This is a genomic window from Ensifer sp. 38_S197 (assembly GCF_056924495.1).
The window spans coordinates 3,763,532-3,780,930 of sequence record NZ_JBXOVZ010000002.1; the positions used below are offsets into that span (position 1 = coordinate 3,763,532).

The window sequence follows — 17,399 nt, forward strand, 5'->3', positions numbered from 1 at the left end:
TTGTTACTGCATGTTTCCCCAAGTCGTAACCGACCGAAGCACGAAAACATGCAGTCCTTCAAAGTGCCGCTGCGACCTCTGTGCGTCTGATAAGACGCGCAGCGCCGTGATAGCATGACAGGAAGGGTTGAGGACATGAGCGACAAGCCGAACGTATTGCGTGATACCGATGACGAGGCCCGCACCCTCGCCCGCACGCTTCTGCGGGGCGCCCGTAGCGGTTCGCTCGCCGCGATCGAACCGGAAAGCGGTGGCTTCCCCTTCGTCAGCCGCGTTCTCGTCGGCATGGATGTCGACGGCGTGCCGGTGGTCCTGATCTCCAGGCTCTCGACGCACACCCAGGCGCTGCTTGCCGACAACCGCGCCTCGTTGCTGACGGGCGAGCCCGGCAAAGGTGATCCTCTGGCGCATCCGCGCCTCACCGTGCAGTGCGCGGCCGAGCAGGTCGCCCGCGACAGCGACATCCACGCCCGCATCCGTGAGCGATTCGTTCGCCGTCATCCGAAGTCGAAGCTCTATGTGGATTTTCCCGATTTCGGCTTCTTCCGGCTGAGACCGTTACGCGCCAGCCTCAACGGCGGTTTCGGTCGCGCCTATGTCCTGACAGCGGAAGATCTCCTGATCGACACGCCCGCCATAGCCTCGCTCGCCGCCAAGGAAGCAAGCGCGATCGAGCATATGAATGCGGATCATTCGGACGCCGTGCAGCACTATGCCGTCAAGCTCTGCAACGCGCCGGAAGGCAACTGGAAGATCGTCGGGATCGACGCTGCCGGCATCGATCTCGCCGATGGCGATCGGCTGAAGCGCCTTGAATTTTCCGTGCCAATCGAAGACAGTTCCAATTTACGGGCAATTTTGCGTGAACTTTACGGTTAATCGCAAAAGAACTACCCCCATTTCTTGCAGTGGGTGGTTGCCCTTTTATGCGTCACGACTAATTATCGTGCTTCGTCAACCATAACTACGTGTGATGTAATTTTCGCATGGAGCACGCAATGCAGCCACTTTCGCCTGAAAAACACGATGAAGCCGAGGTAGCAGCCGGTTTCCTCTCGGCCATGGCAAACCCCAAGCGCCTTCTCATCCTCGATTCCCTCGTCAAGGAAGAGATGGCGGTCGGCGCATTGGCCAACAAGGTTGGGCTGAGCCAGTCGGCTCTCTCCCAGCATCTTTCGAAGCTCCGTGCCCAGAATCTCGTCAGCACCCGCCGCGATGCGCAGACGATCTATTATTCGAGCTCATCCGACGCAGTGATGCGGATTCTAGGCACGCTCAACCAAATCTACGGCGACGAGCAGAACGTCACCGCAGAAAAGACCGTGGTCCGCAAGTCGGCCTGATATTTCGGTTCGCTCTGCGGACCCGTTCGAACAGCCCCACACGAGAAATCGCGCGGGGCTTATTCTTTTCCTGTGGGATCGCAACGAGCCCTTGAAGGGTGCCGGCTTCGCCTCCGCCGTTTACCGGGCCTTGAGACTTCCGCGGCACCATGCGCCCGACAGATCAGCCCGAACGGCGGACATTAGGTAATGCGTGACAGGGTCCGTTGGGGCATCGCCGGTACCGGTACAATCGCGAACAGCTTCGCATCGGATTTGCGGTTCGCCGGCAACGCGACGCTTGCTGCCGTTTCCTCCCGCAATACTGAGAAGGCCCATGCTTTCGCCGCGCATTATGGCGGCATCCGCAGCTACCACGATATCCAGCCGCTGGCGGAAGCGCCGGATATCGATGCGATCTACATCGCCTCACCCAATGCGGTGCACCGCGACCATGCCGCCTTGGCTCTTGCTGCCGGCAAGGCCGTGCTGGTCGAAAAGCCGCTGACCACATGCGCCACTGATGCGCGCGTCCTCGCGGAAGCCGCCGCTGCCAGCGGCGCCTTCGCGATGGAAGCGCTATGGACCTGCTTCCTGCCGGCCATCGCCGCGCTTCGCATGCTCCTTCGCGACGGGAGGATTGGCACCATCATGCGCGTCCGGGCGGAACTCGCCTATGAAAAGCCGTTCGATGCGGGCAGCCGCTTCTTCGATCCGAAACTGGGCGGTGGTTCGCTGCTCGATCTCGGTATCTATCCGATCGCGCTTTGCCTGAACCTCTTCGGCCATCCGAAGTCGATTGCCGGCACCTGGAGAAGCGCGCCGACCGGCGTCGACTTCTCGGCAGACATCAGGCTGGGCTATGACGGCTTCGATGCCGAACTCCGCTGTGGTTTTGATCGAAACGGCGACAATCGCTTCGTCATCGAAGGCGACCGCGGCACACTTGCCATTGACGCGCCGTTTCTGAAGGCAAGCCGCCTGTTCGTCGGCACCACCGCCCCGGCGCGCAGGCTGCTGGCATCGACAGGGCAGTCCCTTTTCAAGGTCGCTCGGCGGATCCCCTTGCCCGGTCTCGAACGCTTCGACCATGCTTTTCCGGGCAACGGCCTTCAGTTCGAGATCGAGGCCGCCAGCGCGGCCATTCTGCACGGCCGGCGCGAGCATCCGCTGATGCCGCTTTCGCGCAGCATCGCAGCTCTGGAAATCATCGAGACGATCCGCGCCAAGGCACCCCTGGCCTGAACCTCCTGCCCGACACGCCGGCGGCCGCCCTTCGGAAGAGTTTCCGGAGCGTCCTTTGTGCATTTACCTGAACGCACGGCGTCCTAGAGCGGTTCCGGCTTTGACTGAATCGGAGGGGATTCCGTTTCGGTCCATTTTGTGATTCAAGATGCTGGCTGGAGGGGAGGCCAGCATCTGATGACGCGACCTCTTTCGAATGATCTTCGTGAACGTGTTGTGTGCGCCATTGAGGCCGGCGAAAGCTGCCGATCGGTTGCGGCTCGTTTCGGCATTGCCGTATCGTCGGCGGTGAAGTGGTCTCAGCGCTACCGTTCGAGTGGGTCTGTGGCGCCCGGCAAGATGGGCGGCCACCGCAAGCATCTGCTGGAGCCGCACCGTGCGTTTATCGCGGAGAGGATCAACCAGATGCCGCATTTGTCGCTGCATAGGCTGCAGGAAGAGCTGGCGGCGCGTGGGGTGAAGGTGTCGCACGATACGGTCTGGCGGTTCCTGCGCCGCGAGGGGCTGCGGTTCAAAAAAAACGCTGTTCGCGCTTGAGCAGGCCCGTGCCGATATTGCCCGCCGGCGGCAACGCTGGCGCTCCTGGCAGTCCGGTCTCGATCCGAGACGGCTGGTGTTCATTGACGAAACCTGGATCAAGACCAACATGGCGCCGCTGCGGGGGTGGGGGCCGCGAGGCAAGCGCCTGCGCGGCTTTGCCCCGTACGGCCACTGGCGCACGCTGACCTTTCTCGGCGCTTTGCGCCACGACCGGCTAACCGCGCCTTGCGTCTTCGACGGACCGATCAACGGTCAGTGTTTCCGCGCTTATGTTGAGCAACTGCTCGTGCCCGTGCTCGAACCCGGCGACATCGTCATCATGGACAATCTCGGCTCCCACAAGTCGGCCGCCATCCGGCAGATGATCCAAGCCGCTGGCGCAAGGCTCTGGTATCTACCCCCATACTCGCCCGATCTTAATCCGATCGAGCAAGCCTTCGCCAAAATCAAACACTGGATGCGGGCGGCGCAGAAGCGAACCATCGAGGAGACATGGCAACACCTCGGCAGCCTCGTCTCCTCAGTTCAACCCGACGAATGCAGCAACTACTTCGCCAATGCCGGATATGCTTCCGTCAAAACCTGAAACGCTCTAGAGATCGAGCGGACGATAGTCCCGCCAACCGCTGCTGAGTGCGAGCACGACCTCGGTCAGGTGCCGTGCCGTCGCGCCGGAGAAAAACGGCGTTTCGCCGCGCTTGATCGCGTCGGCCTGGACCGCGATGCCCCGCACGAAATCGATCTGCGACGGAAAGGCCGGAAGGGCCGGCCCGGACGACGCCTTGGCGTAACGCACCCTCGTTCCGGGATAGAGCCGAACTGGCAATTTGCGCCCCATTTTCCATTCCAGCCAGTCGAGCCCGCGATGCACAGCGGAGCGCCTGGCGCCGAACGCCTCCACATGAACGGGCGAGCGGTTGTCCCAGAGATCGCGAACGACGATGGTTCCCTTGTCGCCGATGATCGTCAGCGACCGGTCGCGTGGCGCCGCCAGGCCGCAGGTGACGCGCGCCGTTACCCCGGAGCGGAATGTGAGACACCCCACCGAAAAATCAGGACCGAGCGCCAGCGTCTCGGTTCCCGGGCCCTTGTCCGGAAAGGTCAGGGCGGAAACGGCGCTGACCTCGGCGACCGGCCCGAAGAGCGAGACGAGCCAGCTTGCGGCATAGCCCGCATGCTCGAGGGTGCAGCCCACCTCGAACTCATGCATGCCGGGCCAGCGGGCACCTGAGCGGCTGCGCCAGGCGCGCCAGTTCGCCTTGAAGACCGGGCCATCCTCCATCTCGGCATAGACCAGCCGCGGTGTGCCGATGGTCCCGGCCGCAAGCAGGCTCGCACAGAGCGCCTGCGCATCGCTAAGGCCATTGGCAGGCGCGCCGGCAAGCACGCGTGCACGCCCACGGGCGAGCTCCACCAGTTCGCTCGCCTCCTCGACCGTCATTGCCAGCGGCTTCTCGCAATAGACATGCTTTCCGGCGGAGAGAGCGGCGCGGTTGATGCTGTAATGGCTTTCCGGCGTCGTCAGATTGACGACGATCGAGACGGCGGGATCGGCGAGCACCGCATCCAGCGAAGCATAGGCCGCAACGTTCCAGTAGCGCGCAAAGGCGTCGAGACGCTCCGCATCGCGATCCCAGACGCCGACGAGTCGGAGCTGCGGATGGTTGGCGAGCGTCGTCATGTAATAGTCGGCGACGAAGCCGGTTCCGACGAAGGCTATTCCGGTCACGCTTGCACTCTCCTAGCGCGCATCGGCAAGGAACGACGCGACATAGACGAGCGGCGCATTCCAGTTGATGGCGATTTCATTGGATCCATAGGCTTCGATATCGTCGGCATAGCAGGTCTGCGGCGCGCAGCCCTTCAAGTGCTGCCGTGCGACGTCGTCGACAAGGGTGGAGTTCGGGCCGCCGGCGAGAGAGCCAACCGGCGGGTTCGGCAGTTGCGGATCGCGCTGCTGCGCGTACCAGCGACTGTGCTGGTTCTTGGCGGCGCGCGTGCCGTAGCCGGTGATATAGGATAGCGCCAACGCATTGCGGCCGAGAATGTAATCCATGCCCTCGCGCGCACCGTCGAGAAAGGTCTTCTCGCCGGAGAGATCGAAAGCGGCCGAGAGCACGATGATGTTCTGCAGCATCAGCTGGTTCGATCCCCAGTCGTAACGCCGGTCCTCGGGTCGGTAGACGACACCGAAGGGTTCTGTCTTTTGCAGCGACAGGAAGTGCCGCGCTGCCGAAAGCACCGAGTTCCGGATGGCGTCACGGTCGCCGTCCGGCAACCCGGTGCCATAAAGGGCCAATTGCAGCCGTGCAAAGCCTGCGACGTTGCGCCAATCGAAGGCACCGCCGGGAGACAGCGTATCCGCCGCCCAAAGCGGCGACGCCCTCACCACGTCGAGATAGGCCTCGTCACCGGTCGTCAGATAGAGCTCGGTCGCCGCCCAGAAGAGTTCGTCCGAAATACTGTCGTCGTCGTAGTCGCCGCCGCCGGCAAGTCCGTCCGATGTTGGCGCGAAGAGCGCGGGATTGGCATTGGCCGCCACCCATGCCTTGCGTGCGGCCGCAAGCAGCCGTTCCGAGAACGTCGGATCCTGATCGGCGAAAAGCCGGGCGCCCTGAGCCGCGACGGCTGCGACGTCGAGCGTTGCGGCAGTCGAAGGGCGGTAAAGCGCCCGCGGCTGCGGGTCGTCGCTCGGCAGCATCGGCACCGCGGTCCAGGCGATGTCATGGACCTTGTGATGCACCATGCCCGCGAGCGGCTCGCCATCCGGCACCATCATGCGCAACAGGAATTCGAGCTCCCAGCGGGCCTCGTCGAGGATGTCGGGCATGCCGTTGCCGTCTTCGGGAATGTGCGAGAGACCGTCGCGCGTCACCGGCGACCCCGTGGCATAAACACGCCCGCGCTCGTAGGTGGCGAGCAGTTGCGCTGCGGACAGCGCGCCGGTCACCGCGTATTTGCCGTGGTCGCCTGCATCGTACCACCCGCCGGAAACGTCCAGCCGATAGGAACAGGACCAGCCGCTGTAGAGCGCCTCGGCTTGCTTGCCATCGAGGCACGCGACCGCCTTGTCGCCCTGGTTCGGGGCCACACCGATATGGCCGGCGGAACGGGCGTAGGCCTTGCCGGCGATCGCCGCCTTGATCTCGATGCCGCTTCGCTGCGGATAGAACCAGGACAGCGCATCGACGCGCAGGCGGTTATAGAGATCATCGCCGATCGAAAAGCGATCACTCGCCCAGTCGCCGGCCACGAGACGATAGCCGTTTCCAGCCGTTGCGAAGGATGAGAAATCCGCGACCTGGGTTTCGACACCCGCCATCGGATCGAAGCCGCTTGGTTGCGTGCGACCCTTGCCGACGACCGTGTCCTTGGCATCGAGCAATTGGAAATCTATCGGGCGTTTCGCATCGGCAACGAAGGTCGCACGCTTCGGCCCGCCGGTGAAGTAGCCGAGCTGATTGACGCGGATGGCAGGCTCCTCGATCGCTCGCTTTGCCGTCGGCGAGACGGCGCCGGTCGCGACCAGCGATACGTCGTCAAGGCAGAGGCGGCCGGCCTCCCCACCCCCGAGCGGCAGCACAAACTGCGCCTCATTCGCTTCGCTTGCCTCAAATTCAATCGAGAACGGGGTGCCGCCGGGTGACCCCGCCATCGCAAATTCGGCAACGGCAGTCCAGGGATCTGCAGCCCGCTGCACCCTTGCCGGGATCGCGCGCGCCGGCTGGGCGATGACTTTCGCCGAGAGGCGGTAGACATGCCCCGGCATCAGCTTCAACCCGTTGACGCCGATGATCTGGCTCCAGACCTCTCCTCCGCCCCGGGTCTCCACACAGAGCCGCCCGCTCTCTCGCTCGAGCGTCAACCCGTCGCTCGCCCAGAACGCATCCCGCCCCTTTTCGAAGCGACCGTCGGCGATCAGTTCGGCAGCAGCCGGGGCAGGCAGGAAGAGCGCAGCAACTGCCGCGTGTACTATCCCGAACCTCGACACGTCTAAGCTCCCAAGTGGCTCAGCCGGGCCGCAGGCGCGAAGACCCATTCACAGGCGGCCATGGACCCGGCAAGGCATGGCAACGCAGCGTTGACGCAAACAAGTTAAGCTAGAGAAAATATCCAGCCCCGAGACAAAAATTCGCCACCCCGAAGGCTCTCTGTGCGGGACTTCCAAGGCTTGACGCGTCCCGGGGCGCTGATAGTTTGACCAAAGGGTAAAAAATGCGGGCGGCGAGCGCCTGACGAAAAACGGACCGAGGAGAACTGGAATGTCGAACCGTCTCAACACCCCGAACGATCTGCGCGCCTTCTGGATGCCGTTCACCGCGAACCGGCAGTTCAAGAAGGAACCGCGCCTGTTCGTCGGCGCCAAGGATATGTACTACACGACCCATGACGGTCGTACGGTTCTGGACGGGACGGCGGGTCTGTGGTGCGTGAACGCCGGCCATTGTCGCCCGAAGATCACCGAGGCGATCCGCGAACAGGCGGGCGAACTCGATTATGCGCCGGCCTTCCAGCTCGGCCACCCCAAGGCCTTCGAGCTTGCAAACCGCCTGGTCGACATCGCGCCCGAAGGCATGAACCACGTTCTCTACACCAACTCCGGTTCGGAATCGGTCGACACCGCGCTCAAAGTGGCGCTCGCCTATCACCGCGCCAAAGGCGACGGCTCGCGCTTCCGGCTGATCGGCCGCGAGCGCGGCTACCACGGCGTCAACTTCGGCGGCGTCTCGGTCGGCGGCATCGTCTCCAACCGCAAGATGTTCGGCACGCTTCTGACCGGTGTCGACCACATGCCGCACACCCACCTGCCGGCGCAGAATTCCTTTACCCGCGGCGAGCCGGAACATGGCGGCGACATCGCCACCGAGCTCGAGCGCATCGTGACGCTGCATGACGCTTCCACCATCGCCGCCGTGATCGTCGAGCCGGTGGCCGGCTCCACCGGCGTGCTGATCCCGCCGAAGGGCTACCTGCAGAAGCTTCGCGACATCTGCACCAAGCATGGCATCCTGTTGATCTTCGATGAAGTCATCACCGGTTTCGGCCGCCTCGGCACGCCCTTCGCCGCACAGTATTTCGACGTGAAGCCGGACATCATCACTACCGCCAAGGGCCTGACCAACGGCGTCATCCCGATGGGCGCGGTCTTCGTCACCTCCGAGATCCATGATGCCTTCATGAACGGCCCGGAGCACATGATCGAGTTCTTCCACGGCTACACCTATTCCGGCAACCCGATCGCCTCGGCCGCAGCCCTCGGCACGCTCGACACCTACAAGGAAGAAGGCTTGCTGACGCGCGCCGCCGAGCTCGCCCCCTACTGGGAAGACGGGCTGCATTCGCTGAAAGATTGCCCGAATGTCATCGACATCCGCAATCTCGGCCTGATCGGTGCGATCGAGCTCCAGCCGATCGCCGGCGAGCCGACCAAGCGCGCCTTCTCCGCCTTCCTGAAGGCCTATGAGAGCGGCCTGCTGATCCGCACCACCGGCGATATCATCGCGCTGTCGCCGCCGCTGATCATCAGCAAGACCCAGATCGACGAGCTGTTCGGCAAGCTGCACGCCGTTCTCAACAACAACATCTGATCCGGCCTCGCGCCGACCATCAATGACCCTTTCCCCGGCGACGGGGAGAGGGTTACTCTTATCTGCCACGCGGAACCGAAGCACGGTCGCTACCAGACCGGTGGCTCGATGCACACAAGAACTGGAGTTGTCCCCATGTCCGAAGCGCTGGAACGCTACATCGATCAGGGCGTCGGACGCGAACCGGCCGATATCGTTTTGAAGGGCGGGCGCTGCTTCGATCTCGTGACCGGCGAGCTGGTCGCCTCCGACATTGCGATCTCCAACGACCGCATCGTCGGCACCTTCGGCAGCTACGAGGGACGCGAGGAGATCGACATCACCGGCCGCATCGTCGTGCCCGGCTTCATCGACACGCATCTGCACATCGAATCCTCGCTCGTGACGCCGCATGAATTCGATCGCTGCGTCCTGCCGCTCGGCATCACCACCGTCGTCTGCGACCCGCACGAAATTGCCAACGTGCTCGGCACAGAGGGCATCCAGTTCTTCCTGGATTCGGCCCAGGAAACGATCATGGACATCCGTGTCCAGCTCTCCTCCTGCGTGCCGGCAACGCACCTGGAAACGTCGGGTGCCGACCTGCCGATCGAAAGGCTCCTGCCCTTCCGCCATCATCCCAAGGTCATCGGCCTCGCCGAGTTCATGAATTTCCCCGGCGTCGTCCACAAGGATCCCGTCTGCCTCGCCAAGCTCGACGCCTTCCAGGGCGGCCATATCGATGGCCACGCGCCGTTGCTCTCCGGCAAGGATCTGAACGGCTATCTCGCCGCCGGCATCCGCACCGACCACGAATGCACCAGTGCCGAAGAAGCCATGGAGAAGATCCGCAAGGGCATGCACATCCTCGTGCGCGAGGGTTCGGTCTCGAAGGACCTCAATGCGCTGATGCCGATCATCACCGAACGCCTGTCACCGCATCTGGCGCTCTGCACCGACGATCGCAATCCGCTCGACATCGCCGAGCAGGGCCATCTCGACCACATGATCCGCACGGCCATCGCCGCCGGCGTCGAGCCGCTGGCGATCTATCGCGCCGCTTCGATCTCAGCCGCCCGCGCCTTCGGGCTCTCCGACCGCGGCCTCGTCGCGCCCGGCTGGCGCGCCGATCTCGTCGTCGTCGACAGCCTGGAAAACTGCAAGGCCGAGATGGTGTTCTCAGGCGGAAGACGCGTCACGGACGCACTCTTTACCACCCGCAAACCGGTCGAGCCTGTCGGGCTCGACAGCGTCAAGGCCGGCCAGGTCCATGCCAGCGCCTTCAGCGTCCCCGTCACCGATGGCGACAGTTCGGTCATCGGCGTGCTCCCCGGCAAGATCATCACCGAACACCGCCGCTACCGCCTGCCGGCCGTCGGCAACCAGACCGGCGTCGATCTCGGCCGCGACATCATCAAGGTGGCAGTCATCGAGCGGCACGGCGTCAACGGCAACCACGCCAACGGCTTCGTCCAGGGTTTCGGATTGAAGAAGGGCGCGATCGCCTCGACCGTCGGCCATGACAGCCACAATATCTGCGTCGTCGGCGTCAACGACGAGGACATGGCGATCGCCGCCAACCGGCTCGGCGAAATCAAGGGCGGTTTCGTCGTCGTCGAAGACGGCAAGGTGACCGGCGAGATCGCGCTTCCGGTCGCGGGCCTGATGAGCCTGGAGCCCTACGAGTCCGTGCGCGATACCCTGCACCACCTGAGACACGCCGCCTTCGCGCTCGGCGCCACGCTGGAAGAGCCCTTCCTGCAGCTCGCCTTCCTGCCTCTACCGGTCATCCCGCACCTGAAGATCTCCGACCGCGGGCTGGTCGACGTCGACAAGTTCATGCTGATCGGCTGAGGCTGGCCGCTGGAGCGCTCAATTGTCCGCTGCAGCCGGCGCGAGCTCCTTGCGGAAATAGACGACCCGCTCCGTCTCTTCGAAGCCGAGTGCCATGTGCAGGCTCTGGCTCCTGAGATTGTCGGTCGCCGTGTCGGAGGCAAGTTCCTGGCATCCCTGGCTCGTCGCCCAGCGTTCGACGGCAGTGATCAGTGCCCGCGCGACCCCGCGCCGGCGATAGGCCGGCAACACATAAATCCCTTCGAGAAAGGCCACGGGCGAGGTTTCGCAGCCGTTGACATAGTCCCGGCGGATCGACGCCTCGGCAAAGCCTGCGGCGACCCCCGCCTCGTCCTCGCACAGGAACGACGCATAGCGATCACTTTCGGCAAGAGAGGATTCGACCTCGGCGCGATGCTCCGCTTCCGGCGTATCCGGCCACAGCGCCAGGCGCATTTCGACCCAGCGGCCGATGGTTTCACCATCCATCAACAAGACGCGCATCAGAATTTTCCTGAGAAGGCCGACAATCCGGCGAGCTTGATGCTACCGGCTTCGAGGCGCGCCGGATATCCGGGCAAATCCAGGGGTTGCACCGTGTCGGCCGGAGCCAGAAACTCGAGCGGTTCACGCGTGAGGTTGAAGACGAAGAGCAACCGCTCGCCGTCCTTCTCGCGAACGAAGGCGAGCAGCTCGCTGTTGCTGTCGAGGAAGCGCATCGCACCATCGCGCAACACCGGCTGCGAATTGCGGAAAGCGAGCGTCGCCCGGTAATGGTCGAGGGTCGTATCCACGCCCGCAACCATGACATCCACGGCCAGGCGGCGGTGTTCAGCCGGCACCGGCAGCCAGGGCTTGCCAGCGGAGAAGCCGGCATTGGCCGCCGCCTCTTCCCAGACCATCGGCGTGCGGCACCCGTCGCGGCCCTTGTAGGACGGCCAGAAGCGGATGCCATAGGGATCGCGCAGGTCCTCGAAGGCAAGCTCCGCCTCCGGCAGCCCCAGTTCTTCGCCCTGATAGAGACAGATCGAGCCGCGCAGGCTGGAAAGCAGCGTGATCGCCAGCCGCGCTATCCTCTCCCGTTCTGCCTCGCTCCGGGCGAAGCGGCTGACATGGCGCGTCACGTCGTGGTTGGAGAAGGCCCAGCAAACCCAGCCATCGGTGACCACCTTCTGGAAATTCTCGACGCAGCGGCGGATATGCCGCGCCGTAAAGTCCGGACCGAGCAGATCGAAGGTGTAGCACATGTTGAGCTTGTCGCCGCCGCCGGTATAGGCGGCCACCGTCTTCAGCGAGCGGGCGCCATCGCCGACTTCGCCGACGGTCATGCGCCCCTCGTAACGGTCGAGCAGCGCCCGGAAGCGCTGGAGGAAGGCGATGTTTTCCGGCTGGCTCTTGTCGTGGAGATGGTCCTGCATGCCGTAGGGGTTCACGTCAGGCGCATCGTTGCTGGTTGCGTCCGGATCAGGCACGAGCGGCGGGTTGTCCCTGAGATGCCGGTCGTGAAAATAGAAATTCACGGTATCGAGGCGGAAGCCGTCGACGCCGCGGTCGAGCCAGAAGCGGGCGGCATCGAGCACGGCGTCCTGGACGGCGGGATTGTGGAAGTTGAGGTCTGGCTGCGAGCCGAGGAAGTTGTGCATGTAATATTGCTTGCGCACCCCGTCCCATTCCCAGGCCGGCCCGCCAAAGATCGACAGCCAGTTGTTGGGCGCCGTGCCATCCGGCTTCGGATCCGCCCAGACATACCAATCGGCCTTCAGATTCGTCCGGTCCGAGCGGCTTTCGATGAACCAGGGATGGCGATCGGAAGTATGCGAGATCACCTGATCGATGATCACCTTGAGGCCGAGACGGTGGGCCTCGCCCAGCATCTCGTCGAAATCGACGAGCGTTCCGAACATCGGGTCGACGTCGCAATAGTCAGAGACGTCGTAGCCCATGTCGGCCTGCGGTGAAGTGAAGAAAGGCGACAGCCAGATCGCGTCCACGCCGAGCGAAGCGATATGCGCCAGCCGACGGGTGACGCCCTTCAGATCGCCGATGCCGTCATCGTCGGTATCCTGGAAGGAGCGCGGATAGACCTGGTAGATCACCGCGCCGCGCCACCAATCGTCACCCGATACCTGCCGAGACGTCATGAATGCCCCCTTGAAGACGGTTTCGCCCGCAAAGGTGTAGCCTTGCTCGCCGGATCAGTAAACGCCGTCTTCTATCGACACCAACGCCACCGGAAACAATCTCTTGCCGAGAAAGGCAGAGCCCCTTATCCCGTCTCAGGCGAAATCTTGTGAGGAGGAAAGCTGTTGGCCGGGAAGATGCTTGCGATCGGGGAGTGCATGGTCGAGCTCATGCAGGCGGAAGGCGGACTGCTGCGCAAGGGTTATGCCGGCGACACCTTCAACGCCGCCTACTACGCGCGGCTGTTCATGCCTGCCGACTGGACCGTCGCCTATTGCTCCGCCGTCGGCACCGATACGGTCTCGGACGAGATGCTGGCCTTCATGGCGGAAAAAGGGATCGACACCTCGGCCGTGCGCCGGATCGAGAACCGTTCCGCCGGGCTCTACATGATCCACCTGAAAGACGGCGAGCGCAGCTTCTCCTACTGGCGGTCGCACTCGGCCGCCAAGCTTCTGGCCGACGATGCCGAGCACCTTCGGCGCGCGATCGAGTCCTCCGAGCTCATCCTCTATTCCGGCATCACCCTGGCGATCCTTGCACCCGATGCGGTGGAAACGCTGCTTTCGGAACTCCGCCGCGCGAAAGCCGCCGGCAAGCTGGTGGTCTTCGATCCCAATATTCGCCCGCGGCTTTGGGACGACGCCGAACGCATGCGCCGGACGCTGACCGATGGCGCCCGTGCGGCAAGCCTTGTCATGCCGAGTTTCGACGATGAGGTCACCCATTTCGGCGACGCATCGATCGAAGCGACGGTCGCGCGCTACAAGGGCCTCGGCGCCGCCAATGTCGTCGTGAAAGATGGCGAGAAGGGCGTGACGCTCGCCTTCGGCGATGCCGCCCTCCAGCACGTGCCGGCAACGCCGGTCGCGCGCGTCGTCGACACGACGAGCGCCGGCGATAGTTTCAACGGCGCCTTCGTCGCCCGCCTGGTCGCGGGTGCTCAACCGGCCGAGGCCGCCGTCTTTGCAGCAAGCGTTGCCGCGGGCGTTATCGGCCATCATGGGGCGCTCGTCCCCAAGGAAAAGCTGCCTGCGGCCTGAGCGGCAGGATCGCTTTCAGCTTTGCTTTGGTCACGCAATTCCGGACGAAAAACCGCTTCGCACTTTTCCTGGAACTGCTTTAACGCCGCTTCTTCGCCTTCGATTCGTACGGGTTGTCACCCGAACGGAAATGCATGCGGATCGGCACGCCTGGCAGGTCGAAATCGTTGCGCAGACCGTTGATCAGATAGCGCACGTAAGATTCCGGCAGCGCGTCGGGGCGCGTGCAGGAGATCATGAAGCCCGGTGGGCGGGCCTTCACCTGGGTCATGTATTTGAGTTTCAGGCGGCGGCCGGACACGGCCGGTGGCGGATGCTGCACCTGCTGCGATTCCAGCCAACGATTGAGCCGCGCGGTGGAGATGCGGCGGTTCCATGTCCTGTCCGTCTCGATGATCGCCTGCATCAGCCGGTCGAGGCCATAGCCGGTGTGGCCGGAAATCGGCACGGCACGGATGCCGCGCGCCTGCGGCAAGAGCCGCTCGGTCTTTTCACGAAGGTCGGCAAGCACCGCCTGCCAGTCCTCGACAAGGTCCCACTTGTTGAAGGCGAGCACGGCCGCCCGGCCCTCGCGCAGGACGAGGTCGACGATCTGCAGATCCTGCTTCTCGAAGGGGATGGTCGCGTCGAAGACGATGACCACCGTCTCGGCAAAGCGGATGGCGCGCAGCGCATCGGCGACCGAGAGCTTTTCCAGCTTCTCCTGCACCTTCGCCTTGCGGCGCATGCCGGCGGTGTCGAACATCTTGATGGTGCGGCCGCGCCATTCCCATTCGACCGAAATGGAATCGCGGGTAATACCGGCTTCCGGCCCGGTCAAAAGCCGGTCCTCGCCGAGGAAGCGGTTGATCAGCGTCGACTTGCCGGCATTCGGACGGCCGACGATCGCCACGCGCAGCGGCTTGGTCTCGTCATAGGCAGCCTCGATTTCTTCCTCTTCGCCCTCGCCGTCTCTCGCCGTCGGGCGCAGATCGATATCGGTCTCCGCCACGTCGTCTTCCGGTGGGAAGGCGCGGTCTTCGCCGATCGCGGCGACGATCGCATCGCGCAGGTCGAGCATGCCCTGGCCGTGTTCGGCCGAGATCGGGCAAGGTTCGCCAAGACCGAGCGTGAAGGCATCATAAAAGCCGCCGTCGGAACCGCGTGCCTCGGACTTGTTGGCGACCAGCACCACCGGCTTGCCGCGCCGGCGCAGCATTTCGGCAAGCGTCTCGTCGGCCGGCGTCAGGCCGCCCTTGGCATCGACCAGGAACAGCGAAAGATCCGCCTCGTCGATCGCAGCCTCGGTCTGCGCCCACATCCGACCCTGAAGCGTGTCTGGCGCCGATTGCTCGAGACCGGCCGTGTCGATGATGCGGAAGCGCAGGTCGATGAGCTTTGCCTCGCCCGGCCGCCGGTCACGGGTAACGCCCGGCGTATCGTCGACGAGCGCCAGCTTCTTGCCGACCAGACGGTTGAACAAGGTGGACTTGCCGACATTGGGACGCCCGACGATGGCGACGGTGAAGCTCATGGATCTATCCGTTTCCGCTTGGAGCGCGGCAGCCGATCGGGCGGCCGCGCTCGTAATTTCGTTCTCTGCCGCATTGAGGCGGCCTGGGAGCGTTTCCTCTGGAGAACCGCTCGGTCTGATTGCTGGTGCAATTCCAGGCGCAAAATTACCGCGCACTTTTGCTGGAACTGCTTGTCTACCTCTTGCAGTTCCGGACGCAAAACCGCTACGCACTTTTGCTGGAACTGCTTGCCTGTCTTTCGCAGTTCCGGACGCAAAACCGCTACGCACTTTTGCTGGAACTGCTTTAAATGCTTTAGCGCACAACCCCAAGATCGAGATCGATTTTGGGATCATGCGCTGATTCGAAAGGGTCGTGCACCCTGTGCCCATCCACATGGCGGATGGGCGAAACGTCAGGCCTTGCCGCTGGCGGTGATCACATCGAGCAGCATCTGGGCGCGACCGGTGATGTTGCGCGGGCTCTGCGGATCGTCGACGATCTGCTGAAACCAGGTCTTTGCCTTGGCGTAGTCGCCGGCCTTGTAGGCTGCGAGGCCGAGCGCTTCGCGCGCCGAGTGGCGCATGTTGTTCTGCGGCGTCGCGAGTTGTTCGACCTCGGCCGAAACCTGATCGTAGCTTCCGGCGTCAACCAGCAGATAGGCGGCACGCAGCCGCGCCGCATCCTGGATGGCCGCCGGTACACTGCCGTCCTTGCCAATGGCCGAGAATGCCTTCACCGCTGCATCGGTGTCGCCCTTCTGGGCCTGAAGCGTCGCCGCGCGCAAGCGCGCCAGTACCGGATAGGCGCCGTAGCCGTCCTTTTCCAACGCGTTCAAGGCAGCAAGCGCCTCGTCCGTCTTGTTTTCCTTGGCAAGGTTGAGCGCCTGCAGGAAGGCATCGCCCGACTTCGAGGAGGCTCCCTCCTGCCAGTAGTCAAACCCGACCTTGCCGATGGTTCCGAGGACGATAAGCACGGCGATCGCGACGATGACACCGCCGAAACGAGCCCAGATGTTCTTCATCTGGTCGGAACGCAGTTCCTCATTGACCTCGCGGATAAAGCTGTCGTCTTGGTTCGCCATCTACTGCCCCGGCCTTGCCTGCCACTGGTGCGCCATTCCGACCGTCATCAACGGGAACAGCGCATGATCTCAAACTGTTCGAGCACGCGCGACGCGTTCTTGCCCACGCACCGCGCTCTCATGGATTTTGCGCCTTCTACCCGATTTTGCGGCGCTTGTAAGGGGGCCGACGTGATTTAGAGCGCCTACGGTCGACACGAGGCCACCTCCGCCGCTCTAAATTTCTCGTTACAGGCAATCCCGAAGCAAGACCCGCTGCGCACTTTCTCCGGAATTACCTTAGCCCATCGCCACGGGGGCAACCCCGATCAGCCATTCGTGCAGCTTCCAGACGAAGAGCACATAGCCGACGAGACCGATGACGATCGCCAACACGTCGTTCGTCGATGATTTGAACACCGGCAGCACGCGCTCCCCTGCCCGCTCGCGGCGCTTCAACGAGATGCGCAGGATCACGCCCCAGGCGAGAAACGAACCGAAGAGCAGCACGGAGGATGTCTCGCCGTTGGCGAGCAGATGCGCGAAGGCCCAGATCTTGATCGACAGGATCTGCGGATGCTTGACCGCCACGGCAATGCGACCCGCCGGTAGGAAGCCGGCAGCCAGGAAGACGAATGCGAAGAGCATCAGCAGAAGCGCAATGTGGCGCAGGAACACCGGCGGATTGTAGAGCATGCCCGTTTCGCTGCGGGCCTGGCCGAAGCCGTAGATGATCAGACAGAGGCCGATGAGGCTGAGGATCGCATAGATCCCCATCCAGGCTCCCTTGCCGCGGCTCTCGATGACGCTGGCGCGGAAACCGGGCGCAATCACGCGGATGAGATGCAAGCCGAGAAAGATGATGATGCCGAGAACGAGTATCGCCATGGGGCCACCGCTTTGTTCGAGAGATCGGACCAAGACAGCGTCCGCGTGCCGGGCAGGCGCGCTTGAGTCGCTGTAGCTCTTTGATTTTTTATGCCATTCGCCCTTGGACCGATTCTGGCCCGGGTTGCTATGGAGTAGCCTTGATGGCGTCCTTTTTCCAGCCCGATCAAAGGATTGCCGCAATTTCGAACCATCTGCGACGAAAATTCCTCGCTGCAGTTGAT

At 63.4% G+C, this 17,399-nt stretch carries 15 protein-coding genes; 8 read left to right on the forward strand and 7 right to left on the reverse strand.

Going from position 1 to position 17,399, the window contains the following annotated elements; all coding sequences use genetic code 11:
* The first annotated feature begins 135 nt into the window (after positions 1–135).
* From AC1Z3V_RS31310 to AC1Z3V_RS31325, 4 genes are all read left to right on the forward strand, one after another.
* Entirely contained in the window at positions 136–879 is a 744-nt protein-coding gene (locus AC1Z3V_RS31310; protein WP_483503927.1) for a HugZ family pyridoxamine 5'-phosphate oxidase, read from the forward strand.
* A gap of 119 nt (positions 880–998) precedes the next feature.
* Positions 999–1,343, forward strand: a complete 345-nt coding sequence (locus AC1Z3V_RS31315) for an ArsR/SmtB family transcription factor (protein WP_429816244.1) — start codon at positions 999–1,001, stop codon at positions 1,341–1,343.
* 189 nt (positions 1,344–1,532) lie between these two features.
* Positions 1,533–2,567 (forward strand): Gfo/Idh/MocA family protein, encoded by a 1,035-nt coding sequence (locus AC1Z3V_RS31320; protein ID WP_483503928.1) that lies wholly within the window; start codon positions 1,533–1,535, stop codon positions 2,565–2,567.
* Between the two features lie 177 nt (positions 2,568–2,744).
* Positions 2,745–3,693, forward strand: a protein-coding gene (locus AC1Z3V_RS31325; RefSeq protein WP_483501827.1) for an IS630 family transposase whose coding sequence is annotated in 2 segments (ribosomal slippage) — positions 2,745–3,080 and positions 3,082–3,693 — 948 coding nt in all. Because the reading frame shifts where the segments join, the coding sequence is not laid out codon by codon here.
* Positions 3,694–3,699: 6 nt separating this feature from the next.
* Here the strand turns inward: AC1Z3V_RS31325 and AC1Z3V_RS31330 are convergent.
* The gene (locus tag AC1Z3V_RS31330; protein WP_483504187.1) at positions 3,700–4,788 is read right to left on the reverse strand and encodes a Gfo/Idh/MocA family protein; all 1,089 of its coding nucleotides are present in this window, start codon (positions 4,786–4,788) and stop codon (positions 3,700–3,702) included.
* Between the two features lie 60 nt (positions 4,789–4,848).
* Complete coding sequence (locus tag AC1Z3V_RS31335) at positions 4,849–7,098, reverse strand: glycoside hydrolase family 9 protein (RefSeq protein ID WP_483503929.1); 2,250 nt, start codon at positions 7,096–7,098, stop codon at positions 4,849–4,851.
* 271 nt (positions 7,099–7,369) lie between these two features.
* Here AC1Z3V_RS31335 and aptA point away from each other — a divergent pair, with 271 nt between their 5' ends.
* Entirely contained in the window at positions 7,370–8,695 is a 1,326-nt protein-coding gene (gene aptA / locus AC1Z3V_RS31340; RefSeq protein ID WP_483503930.1) for an omega-aminotransferase AptA, read from the forward strand.
* Between the two features lie 135 nt (positions 8,696–8,830).
* Entirely contained in the window at positions 8,831–10,528 is a 1,698-nt protein-coding gene (gene ade / locus AC1Z3V_RS31345) for an adenine deaminase (protein WP_483503931.1), read from the forward strand.
* Positions 10,529–10,546: 18 nt separating this feature from the next.
* Here the strand turns inward: ade and aac(6') are convergent, their stop codons facing one another.
* Together aac(6') and bglA are read right to left on the reverse strand one after the other, a co-directional pair.
* Positions 10,547–11,011: an aminoglycoside 6'-N-acetyltransferase gene (aac(6'), locus tag AC1Z3V_RS31350; protein ID WP_483503932.1), complete on the reverse strand. Its 465-nt coding sequence runs from the start codon at positions 11,009–11,011 to the stop codon at positions 10,547–10,549.
* Positions 11,011–12,648, reverse strand: a complete 1,638-nt coding sequence (bglA, locus tag AC1Z3V_RS31355; protein ID WP_483503933.1) for a beta-galactosidase BglA — start codon at positions 12,646–12,648, stop codon at positions 11,011–11,013. Before bglA ends, aac(6') begins: the two co-directional genes overlap by 1 nt.
* Before the next feature lie 165 nt (positions 12,649–12,813).
* On the opposite strand from bglA, the gene AC1Z3V_RS31360 reads away from it, so the two are divergent.
* A complete protein-coding gene (locus tag AC1Z3V_RS31360) occupies positions 12,814–13,731 on the forward strand; it encodes a sugar kinase (protein ID WP_483503934.1) in 918 nt (305 codons plus the stop codon).
* A 79-nt stretch (positions 13,732–13,810) separates the two neighbouring features.
* Here AC1Z3V_RS31360 and der read toward each other — a convergent pair whose 3' ends face one another.
* The gene (der, locus tag AC1Z3V_RS31365; protein WP_429816264.1) at positions 13,811–15,244 is read right to left on the reverse strand and encodes a ribosome biogenesis GTPase Der; all 1,434 of its coding nucleotides are present in this window, start codon (positions 15,242–15,244) and stop codon (positions 13,811–13,813) included.
* On the opposite strand from der, the gene AC1Z3V_RS31370 reads away from it, so the two are divergent.
* The gene (locus AC1Z3V_RS31370; RefSeq protein WP_483503935.1) at positions 15,225–15,587 is read left to right on the forward strand and encodes a hypothetical protein; all 363 of its coding nucleotides are present in this window, start codon (positions 15,225–15,227) and stop codon (positions 15,585–15,587) included. The two genes, der and AC1Z3V_RS31370, sit on opposite strands and share 20 nt — an antisense overlap.
* A 52-nt stretch (positions 15,588–15,639) precedes the next feature.
* Here AC1Z3V_RS31370 and AC1Z3V_RS31375 read toward each other — a convergent pair whose 3' ends face one another.
* Together AC1Z3V_RS31375 and AC1Z3V_RS31380 are read right to left on the reverse strand one after the other, a co-directional pair.
* Positions 15,640–16,308 (reverse strand): tetratricopeptide repeat protein, encoded by a 669-nt coding sequence (locus tag AC1Z3V_RS31375; RefSeq protein WP_483503936.1) that lies wholly within the window; start codon positions 16,306–16,308, stop codon positions 15,640–15,642.
* Positions 16,309–16,587: 279 nt separating this feature from the next.
* Positions 16,588–17,175, reverse strand: a complete 588-nt coding sequence (locus AC1Z3V_RS31380) for an NnrU family protein (protein ID WP_483503937.1) — start codon at positions 17,173–17,175, stop codon at positions 16,588–16,590.
* Between the last annotated feature and the right edge of the window lie 224 nt (positions 17,176–17,399).

What these genes read in the sequence shown, in the direction of transcription:
- AC1Z3V_RS31310 (WP_483503927.1), top strand. Translation starts at nt 136, where the DNA reads ATGAGCGACAAGCCGAACGTATTGCGTGATACCGATGACGAGGCCCGC.
- bglA (WP_483503933.1), bottom strand. Translation starts at nt 12,648, where the DNA reads ATGACGTCTCGGCAGGTATCGGGTGACGATTGGTGGCGCGGCGCGGTG.
- ade (WP_483503931.1), top strand. Translation starts at nt 8,831, where the DNA reads ATGTCCGAAGCGCTGGAACGCTACATCGATCAGGGCGTCGGACGCGAA.
- AC1Z3V_RS31315 (WP_429816244.1), top strand. Translation starts at nt 999, where the DNA reads ATGCAGCCACTTTCGCCTGAAAAACACGATGAAGCCGAGGTAGCAGCC.
- AC1Z3V_RS31370 (WP_483503935.1), top strand. Translation starts at nt 15,225, where the DNA reads ATGGCGACGGTGAAGCTCATGGATCTATCCGTTTCCGCTTGGAGCGCG.
- AC1Z3V_RS31320 (WP_483503928.1), top strand. Translation starts at nt 1,533, where the DNA reads ATGCGTGACAGGGTCCGTTGGGGCATCGCCGGTACCGGTACAATCGCG.
- AC1Z3V_RS31330 (WP_483504187.1), bottom strand. Translation starts at nt 4,788, where the DNA reads ATGACGACGCTCGCCAACCATCCGCAGCTCCGACTCGTCGGCGTCTGG.
- AC1Z3V_RS31375 (WP_483503936.1), bottom strand. Translation starts at nt 16,308, where the DNA reads ATGGCGAACCAAGACGACAGCTTTATCCGCGAGGTCAATGAGGAACTG.
- aptA (WP_483503930.1), top strand. Translation starts at nt 7,370, where the DNA reads ATGTCGAACCGTCTCAACACCCCGAACGATCTGCGCGCCTTCTGGATG.
- der (WP_429816264.1), bottom strand. Translation starts at nt 15,244, where the DNA reads ATGAGCTTCACCGTCGCCATCGTCGGGCGTCCCAATGTCGGCAAGTCC.
- AC1Z3V_RS31380 (WP_483503937.1), bottom strand. Translation starts at nt 17,175, where the DNA reads ATGGCGATACTCGTTCTCGGCATCATCATCTTTCTCGGCTTGCATCTC.